At 51.7% G+C, this 6,033-nt stretch carries 6 protein-coding genes; all 6 read right to left on the reverse strand.

Annotated elements, in window-relative coordinates; all coding sequences use genetic code 11:
* Window positions 1-160 precede the first annotated feature (160 nt).
* On the reverse strand, window positions 161-919 hold the full coding sequence (gene istB / locus RJ38_RS07190) for an IS21-like element helper ATPase IstB (protein ID WP_202903862.1): 759 nt from the start codon (window positions 917-919) through the stop codon (window positions 161-163).
* Window positions 916-2,415 carry an IS21 family transposase gene (istA, locus tag RJ38_RS07195; protein ID WP_156121781.1) on the reverse strand — a complete coding sequence of 500 codons (1,500 nt, stop codon included), beginning with the start codon at window positions 2,413-2,415 and terminating at the stop codon, window positions 916-918. Before istA ends, istB begins: the two co-directional genes overlap by 4 nt.
* Window positions 2,416-2,520: 105 nt before the next feature.
* On the reverse strand, window positions 2,521-3,141 hold the full coding sequence (locus RJ38_RS07200; protein WP_039018207.1) for an AraC-like ligand-binding domain-containing protein: 621 nt from the start codon (window positions 3,139-3,141) through the stop codon (window positions 2,521-2,523).
* Between the two features lie 250 nt (window positions 3,142-3,391).
* Window positions 3,392-4,117, reverse strand: a complete 726-nt coding sequence (locus tag RJ38_RS07205) for a helix-turn-helix domain-containing protein (protein WP_039018208.1) — start codon at window positions 4,115-4,117, stop codon at window positions 3,392-3,394.
* 106 nt (window positions 4,118-4,223) lie between these two features.
* Entirely contained in the window at window positions 4,224-5,186 is a 963-nt protein-coding gene (locus RJ38_RS18470) for a helix-turn-helix domain-containing protein (protein ID WP_082005666.1), read from the reverse strand.
* Between the two features lie 96 nt (window positions 5,187-5,282).
* The coding region (locus RJ38_RS07215; protein ID WP_039018209.1) for an autotransporter outer membrane beta-barrel domain-containing protein at window positions 5,283-6,033 on the reverse strand (751 nt) is incomplete at its 5' end.

Genomic DNA, 6,033 nt, shown 5'->3' on the forward strand with positions numbered 1-6,033 from the left:
TGTCAAGGGCGGAGCAAAAATGGGCCAGTGAGGCGGCGTAAAAGTAGGCCAGTTGAGGCGTTGAGTGACGGTTGGTTTGAGGCGTGCGCCCGGGAACCAGCGGCTCGTCATAAAGCAAGCGTGTTCCCGGGCGTATTGCCCCTATTGGGGCAATTTCTGGTCAGTGTTTTTGGGTAGTTTTTCGGCTCTGTCCGAGGCGATAGCTTTCGCCATTCATTTCCAGGATGGAGACGTGGTGTGTCAACCGATCAAGCAGTGCACCGGTGAGGCGTTCGGATCCGAAGGTCTCGGTCCACTCCTCGAAGGGCAGATTGCTGGTGATCAGGGTTGATGACCGCTCGTAGCGTTGCGAGACCAGTTCGAACAACAGTTCCGCGCCGGTCTTGCTGAGGGGCACGAAGCCCAACTCGTCGATGATCAGCAGCTTTGGAGCCAGCATCTGTTTCTGCAGGCGCAGGAGACGTTTCTCATCGCGCGCTTCGATCAGTTCATGAACCAATGCTGCGGCTGTGATAAAGCGCACTGGCAGCCCTCTCTGGCATGCTGCCAACCCGAGCCCGAGGGCAATGTGGGTCTTGCCAGTTCCGGACGGGCCCAAGGCTATGACATTCTCACGTCGTTCGATCCAGCCGCAACGCGCCAATTCCAGCACCTGCACCTTGTTGAGCGCCGCGATCGCCTTGAAGTCGAAGCTGTCCAGGCTCTTTGGCGCAGGGAACTTCGCCGCCTTGATCCTGCGCTCCACCATGCGCCGTTCCCGATCGATCAGTTCCAACTCGATCAGGCGGCTCAGATAGGGCACGTGCCCCTTGTTCTCAGCAGCGCATTGTCGGGCCTGCTTCTCATACTCGCGCAACACCGTAGGCAGTTTGAGCTTCTTGAGGTGATCGGCCAGCAGAAGGTCGGAGGCCTCATTCATGATGCCCCCTCCGACAGCAGCGCCATGTAGCTTGAAGCCTTCGTGGTCTGCACTGCTGCACGCGGCAGATAGGGATAGAGCGACAGGTCGAGCCGTGCGGGACGGCATTCCACCTGACACAGCACCAGATGCTTGATTGCGTCAAAGGCGATGGCCCGCTTTTGCAGCGCCACGCGCACCGCCGCACACAAAACTGGAAGCTCAAAGCTCTCCAGGAGCCGTAGAACCTGGGTGAACTCACGTCGCCCCTGTCGGGCCTGACGCGCCTCCATCAAGCGGCGCAAGGTTTGCAGCTCTTCGGGCATCTCCCAATCGGCCAAGGGTGCAGCCTGATCAAGGGCACCGGGCTTTCTCTCCAGAAGCGCAAAGTAATGTACCGGATTGAACACCATCTGTTCCCGCTCGTAGCAACGGGGATGGCGGGCAATGATCTCGCCACCACAGCCGATCTCCACCACATTCACAAAGGCCCGGATCGTCACATCCCGGAAGCCATAGGTGCTGGGCACCGAGTAATCATTAGTCTTGTAGCGCACCAAGGATTGTGAACTGACGCGGCCAGTGGCTTTGGCGCAAGCCTCGTAGGCTGCGCTCGGCAATGGCGACATCGCCGCAAGGTCACCCTGCAAACGCTGGCCAATCGTCTCCGTATGCCCATGCAGAACCGCTGATTGTCGCTTGCGACATTGCTCTTCCAGCCAGGCGTTGAAGCTCTCGATGTCTGCAAACTCCGGCAGTGGCACCATCAAATTGCGCCGCGACCAACCAACCAGACCTTCCACCTTGCCCTTATCGTTGCCCTTGCCTGGGCGGCCATAGCGATCATCAAACAAGTAATGCGACAGCATCTCTGTAAACATCTGCGTCCGACGACGACGGCCATCCGCCTCGATCTTGGCAACAAGACAGCTATCGTTGTCGTAAACCACAGACAGTGGCACCGCGCCAAAAAAGCCAAAGGCGTGAACATGGCCGTCCATCCAGGCCTCTGATGTGGCCGCGTGATAGGCTCGAATGTAACAGGCATCGCTTTGGGGCAGATCGAAAGCAAAGAAGTGAACCTTCTGCTGAATGCCGGCCAAGACAACAACGGCCTCGCCAAAATCCGCCTGCCCATGCCCGGGCGGATGCGCCAGCGGAATGAACATCTCGCGCGCCTTCTGACGGTGGGCCCGAACGTAGTCCTTTACCGTCGTATAACCACCGGTGAACCCTTTCTCCGCACAAAGCCGGTCGTAAATCCGCTTCGCCGTGTGACGCTGCTTCTTCGGGACCTCCAGGTCCTTCAAAAGCCACGCATCGACATAACCCGTGAACCCATCCAGCTTCGGACGGCGCACATCCTTCTCCCGCCGGTAGCCCGGCGGCACCGGAAACGCGCACATCTTGTCAACCGTTCCGCGCGCCAAGCCAAAATCACGTGCTATCGACCGCTTGCTGCGACCCTCATCAAAGTGCGCCCGGCGCACCTGCAAATAAACTTCCACAGTGTAAATCCTCCAGCCCTCCCTGCTCAAACAGTTCAGACAAAAAGTGGACGACTTTTGCGCCGCCCGCACCGGTGAAATACCGGCGCTACTGTGGCCTAATTTTGCACCGCCCTATACAACTAACCGAGGCGTATTACCCTGAGGTCGACCCTGCCGATCGAAGCCACCCAATATCAAGTTCATAGCAACTTCACTGACCCTATCATTCTGATCCATGGAAAACTCAGTAACGTTCTTCATGGCTGTTGCCATAAACTGCGCTAAGATTGCGCCAATCCCGCTCGTGGAACTGATGACATTAGGTGATAGGTGACGCCCCCCAGTTACTCGGTGAATCTGCTCTTTTGGGATGGAAATTTGAATTTGGCTCGTCTTAGCTCTACACTCAAAACTGCACGGCAATTCACTATCCCAAAGGTAAATTTCACCGGGGGAAACTTTACGATTGAACTGCTCTTGAGAAACACCCTGGGAACCAGAAACCATCACGACACATGTATAGTTTTCCACGGTTGACGCGCGAATCTCACGCGCTGTACGGTGCCCAGAGGCTCCGGAAATAGTAACTTCCCCCATTGGAAGGCCATTTAGAGCTAAGAACTTGTGCGATGCAGTGAATGGGCCTGTTGGCTTCGAACCAACCGCCCACGGGGTACTATCAAGCATGATATCATTGCGCCAAGCATCGAAGGCGTCGCCATGTTTCGCTTTAGTGGACCATTCAAAAATCATCGCCTATGTATTCTTCCTTAGCCTATGGTTGTGATGAGATCTTAAAATTGTATTTATTGAGAGAATTGCCACTTTAGATGTTCTCTAATAAATTCTATGCACTAATGATGAAACCATACTATGGTAGTGTATTAGAACAAAATGAGACACTGATGTGTTCACGTTTTGGTTATTCTAGTTCGACCCACAAAGCTGTTTCCGTCTGACCATATGCATGGGCAAGAGCAAGAGACAGAATGATATTTTGCATTCACACCTCGTGGCCGGAGTAGAAGAAGTCAATTTCATCTGGCAGAGTAAATATCTCATGGCGCCTCAGATGCCCAATAGTTCGCACCAAATGAGACGCCGAGTTGCTAAATTTTTGCACAGGCCAAATCGACCATATGCCAACCTCAGACCATTCGGTTTTGAAGGCGATGCAAGCAATGCTATTGTGAATATGTACCCCTGATAAAAAAAGCGATTTTCCACGACTGGAGGCAGATAATAGGGCAGAATCGTTCGCGACTTCACGTGGCTCAAATACCATATGGATTATCCTAGCGATGGCTTGCGCTACGTCGCAAGCTCCGCCTCGTATATATGACTCTTTTGACGTGCTCTCGATCACTCGCAGCCTTCCAGAAGCATCTTGTAAGGCCAGTTCTGAATGCAAATTTTCTTTGCGAAGTAAATCGGTCACTAATTCAAGGCAACATTCTGCGGTGTAGGCATCTAGTGTTCGGCCTCCGAATTTCTCAACAAAATGGGCTGATAAAACATAAGCACAGTCACCAGAGCGCGGCCTTACCCACCCATAGTTTACAAGTACCTGAATGGCGCGATATGATGAACTCCGCGAGATCTGGAGTTCATTGGTGATTTCATTCAAATCCGCAGATTTGCGTAAAATTATGACCTGTAACACTGCGAGAACACGTTCTTGCGAAGACGTGCTCGTTTGTGTTTTCATATTCTGTAGTGCACGTCCCATTTGCAAGCCCCCAGCGCCCTAATTGCATCAATAAGGTTAACGGCATTAATGAATGGGTCCTTGCGCGAGACTGATCTAAAACTTAACAATCACTGCAACTGAAGCGCTAGGGGCAGCTCGATACGCGTGGATATGTGGATCCACCCGTTTTAAATTCGCTTGGCGTCATTCCCGTCAACTTTCGAAATACACGGCTGAGCTGTGAAGGTTCACTAAAACCATATTTATATGATATAGAAGTCAAGGTTTCCGACGGTTTAGAAACTAGTAGATCCTCCTTAATCAATTCGATGCGACGATGCTGAACATAACCCATGAAGGTCATAGAGTTATCTGCAAACAATGTATGCAAATAACGTTTTGAAATACCCAAGCTTGCAGCCGTTGACGTCACTGACAGGGATGGATCCTCGGTGTGCATTTCAATGTATTCCTTAATGCGTTCGAAAGTTCGTTCCCGTGTACTCATCATTCTTTTGTCAGAAATTTGCAGTGAAAACGCACTAGTCACTAAGCTTAAAATGGTACTCTCTAAGAGGTCACTCTCCGCTAAGTTGAATTCATCGTCTGTAAGATAAGTCGAATGGATTGTTTGAAACAGTAATGCCCCAATACCCTTTGTATAGTCTAATTTTCGTGGTGTTCTATTCTTAGATTCAACTTGGCCGGCCAATAGATCACTTGGTATGCGGAGTGAAATAGTGTGTAATTTTTTATGGGCTGTAAATGAAAAATTTTCTTCTGAGCACCAGAGGTAAGCGTCACCCCTTCGCAGGACTGTCTGGTGGCCATCGCGATTCACGCTTTCATAGCCCGCTTTCATAAACTGTATCGAGCAATACGATCCCTCTGAACGAGTGATTTCCTGTTTTCCGCGATGCCCCGAGAAAGAGGCTAGGTGGCTTTCCATGACATTTAAGCCAGCTATCGCTTTGCCAGAATAACTTGCCGAGAATCTGGGTGGCTTACATTTACCTATAGACCACGGAATGGTCGAGTCCTGCAATTCTGAACACCAAACATCATAGGCATCGTCTTCAGGGTATGCATCGGTACTCCAATGGTACACTTATTTATCCTCCAACTGTATCGAGTTTCATCGTGAAGTTTATAATACACTTTTGGCCTAACAACCTGTCCAGTTGTTAGGCCAGTCTTTTGCAGTTCAATCCCACTTGCGGCGGAAGCCAATTGTTCCTGAGATCCGGCGACTGCGGCCAAGGTTGCGCAGGCCTGTTGAGACACCGACCTCACCGTAAACTGAATTCCGGTCGTCGTTCCAGTTGTAGGTCGCACCCAGGGTAACCTCAATGGTGGTGTCTTCTTCTTCGTTATGCAGCGGCGTGCCAGAAACATTCACACGTGTACGCCCGGCAAGTTCTTTATGCAGATTAAGGCCTGCTTCAACTTCAAGACGGCGCGTGGTGCCATCATCTGCTTCCCAATTGCGTTCACGTCCAACGTTAACCCCGACGCGCAACTTCAGTGATTCAGCGTTATCTGGCTCTACGACAGTGCCAACTGTGTCAACAAAACTACGGAAACGCGCTTGCGTATAAGTAAGCTGTGCCTGGGGCACAACGCGCCAGCCATCACCGAATTCATATTTACGGCCTACCTCAACAGAGGCCGAAGCCACAACGGCGCGTGCGTTATCGTAGCTGCCCGACGAGGCAGAAGAAAAATCAGTGCTAACCGCCATAAGGCGTGCTTGGATATCAGTATAGAACCCGTTTGGCTTATAGTATGTCAGCGTGCCGCCAATGCCCAAACCGGTCGCTTTCATCGATGCGTCACCGCTTGGATCCGTACCGGCAACACCGGACGTACTGATCTGAGCGTTCAAGCCACCGATCCACTTGTTGCCCTCGTCACTTTCACGTAGCAAGCGGTCAATGCCTGCCTGAATTTCTACA

The organism is Halocynthiibacter namhaensis, from assembly GCF_000812685.1.
Taxonomy (GTDB): Bacteria; Pseudomonadota; Alphaproteobacteria; order Rhodobacterales; family Rhodobacteraceae; genus Halocynthiibacter; species Halocynthiibacter namhaensis.